The organism is uncultured Nevskia sp. (assembly GCF_903885465.1).
Lineage (GTDB): Bacteria > Pseudomonadota > Gammaproteobacteria > Nevskiales > Nevskiaceae > Nevskia.
The window spans coordinates 1-2,848 of sequence record NZ_CAISIQ010000407.1; the positions used below are offsets into that span (position 1 = coordinate 1).

Below are 2,848 nucleotides of genomic sequence, written 5' to 3' on the forward strand. Positions count from 1 at the left end.
GCTGCGGCACGACCCAGCCGTTTTCCCAGCCCTTCTCGATGATGAAGTTCTCGATCGACTTGATGCCGACGGCATCGTTATTGACGTTCAGCGTGCAGGCCGCTTCGCAGGGCGCCGGGCAGATGCGACCGGTGAACTCGGGGAAGTTGTTGGTCGAGTGCAGGGTGTCGAGCGCGTTGCGGTAGTCCTGCGTGTAAACGAGATCGTTCCAGTCCGGAATGATGTTGTTCACCGGGCAGCCGGTCATGCAGAACGGCGTGCCGCAGTTCATGCAGCGCGCGGCCTGGGTCTTGGCTTTCTCGGTCTCGAGAACGAGCACGAATTCCTTGTAGTTCTTGACGCGCTCAGGAACCGGGAGATAGCTCTCCTTCTGGCGCGTGTATTCGATGAAGCCTGTGGTCTTGCCCATGGGTGTGCGTCTCGATATTTCAGTTCGGCTTGTCAGCTTGGAATGCAGCGCCGCCTCAACGGCGGCGCATCGCTACATCAGGAACTTCAGACTCTTGAAGAAGGCGCTGATTCGCGCGCCGGCTTCCGGGGTCAAGGCGTCGTCGTAATGATTCAAGGTCAGCTTCATCAGCCGGTGATGCTGCAGACCGATGATGGTGCTGTCCCGTGTTTCCCTCGGCGCCGTGGCAATCAACGCCGAGTACTCGAATACCTTCAGACCGCCGACCTTGCTGAAGCTGGTCTTCTGGATGTCGTACTTCAACTCGACACCGTCCGGCACGCTCTGCTCGATCAGCAGGCTGGCGAACTGGCGCTGCGCATCTTCCTTCTTCAGCCGGGCCAGGAACTCGTCGTTGGTCTGATACTCGGCTTCCTTCGGCAGTTCAGGGCCGTAGTCGATCTGGATCTGCACCGGCGAGCCGCAGTCCTTGCACGCAAAGATCACCCGGTTGTCACCGGGCTGCTGCTCCCAGCCTTCGACATCGACACTGAAGAAGCCGGGACGCGTCAGCATCTCGGCCGCAGCAGGACCCGCCGACATCAAGGCAGCCAGCACCACTGCCACAGGGGCAGCAAGCTTCAAGATCCGCTTCATTGCGACACTCCGGTTTCGATCAGGCCACCCCAATGGGCCACATTGGGGTCAGGCCGGGACTGCGTCCTTTTTCGCGACTGCAGCCATCTCGCCGAGTGCTCGCTTGTACTCGTGCGGGAAGACCTTGACGAACTTCTTGCGGCTGTTCGTCCAGTCGTCCAGCAGATTACGCGCTCGTGTCGAACCGGTGTGCTTGAAATGTCGTTCCAGCAGGTAACGGAGGATCGCTTCGTCGGTCTGCTTCTTGCCGTTGCGCTCCAGGCTGTGCCACAGGCCGCGGTCGACATTGGCTTCCTGCTCGCTCTTGATCAGCAGCGGCTCGACGGCAATCATCGCCATGTTGCACTTCGATTCGAACTTGCCGTCCGGATCGTAGACGTAGGCGATGCCGCCGGACATGCCGGCGCCGAAGTTGCGGCCGGTCTCGCCGAGCACCACGACGGTGCCGCCGGTCATGTACTCGCAGCCGTGGTCGCCGGTGCCTTCGATGACCGTGGTGGCGCCCGAGTTGCGCACCGCGAAGCGTTCCCCGGCCACGCCGTTGAAGAAGGCTTCACCGGCAATCGCGCCGTACAGCACCGTGTTGCCGACGATGATGTTGTCGACCGCCCAGCCACGGAACTCGGTGTTCGGACGCACGATGATGCGGCCACCCGACAGACCCTTGCCGACGTAATCGTTGCCGGCGCCGACCAGATCAAGGGTGATGCCGTGCGCCAGGAAGGCGCCGGCGGACTGGCCGGCCGTGCCGTGCAGCTGGATGTGGATGGTGTCGTCCGGCAGGCCGGCGTGGCCGTAGCGGCGCGCGACTTCGGAAGACAGCATCGCACCGACCGTGCGGTTCAGGTTCTTGACCGGTGAGATGAACGACACCTGCTCGCCCTTGTCCAGCGCTGCGCGGGCATGGGCGATCAGCTTGTTGTCGAGCGCCTTGTCGAGGCCGTGATCCTGGGTCAGCGTGTGGCGTACCGGTTCGCCCGGCTCGGTCGGCGCCTGATAGAACAGCCGCGAGAAATCGAGGCCCTGCGCCTTCCAGTGGGTGATCGCCTTGGACTTGTCGAGCAGATCGCTGCGGCCGATCAGTTCGTCGAAAGTGCGGATGCCGAGCTGGGCCATCAGCTGACGCGCTTCTTCGGCCACGAAGAAGAAGAAGTTGACGACGTATTCCGGCTTGCCCGCGAATTTCTTGCGCAGCACCGGATCCTGGGTCGCAACGCCGACCGAGCAGGTGTTCAGATGGCACTTGCGCAGCATGATGCAGCCTTCGACGACCAGCGGCGCGGTCGCGAAGCCGACTTCATCGGCACCGAGCATCGCGGCGATGACCACGTCGCGGCCGGTCTTCATCTGGCCATCGGCCTGCACGCGGATGCGTGAACGCAGGCCGTTCAGCACCAGCGTCTGCTGGGTTTCGGCCATGCCGAGTTCCCAAGGCGCACCGGCGTGCTTGACGCTCGACAAAGGCGAAGCGCCAGTGCCGCCGTCATGACCGGCGATCACCAGATGATCGGCCTTGGCCTTGGTGACGCCGGCGGCCACCGTGCCGACGCCGCTTTCGGCGACCAGCTTGACCGAGATCGACGCCCTGTCGTTGGCGTTCTTCAGATCGTGGATGAGCTGCGCCAGATCCTCGATCGAATAGATGTCGTGATGCGGCGGCGGGCTGATCAGACCGACACCCGGCACCGAGTAGCGCAGGCGAGCGATGTATTCCGACACCTTCGGCCCAGGCAACTGGCCGCCTTCGCCGGGCTTGGCACCCTGCGCCATCTTGATCTGGATCTGATCCGCCGAGTTCAGGTA

The 2,848-nt window shown here is 62.9% G+C and carries 2 protein-coding genes and 1 pseudogene; all 3 read right to left on the bottom strand.

Annotated elements, in window-relative coordinates; all coding sequences use genetic code 11:
* Positions 1-409, bottom strand: a pseudogene (gene gltD / locus QZY06_RS15930) (glutamate synthase); the annotation flags it as partial.
* A gap of 72 nt (positions 410-481) precedes the next feature.
* Positions 482-1,045, bottom strand: coding sequence for a hypothetical protein (locus tag QZY06_RS15935; protein WP_295686051.1), 564 nt, complete (start codon positions 1,043-1,045; stop codon positions 482-484).
* Between the two features lie 48 nt (positions 1,046-1,093).
* Positions 1,094-2,848, bottom strand: a 1,755-nt coding sequence (locus QZY06_RS15940; RefSeq protein WP_295686052.1) for a glutamate synthase-related protein, incomplete at its 5' end; no start/stop codon positions are given.

What these genes read in the sequence shown, in the direction of transcription:
- QZY06_RS15935 (WP_295686051.1), bottom strand. Translation starts at nt 1,045, where the DNA reads ATGAAGCGGATCTTGAAGCTTGCTGCCCCTGTGGCAGTGGTGCTGGCT.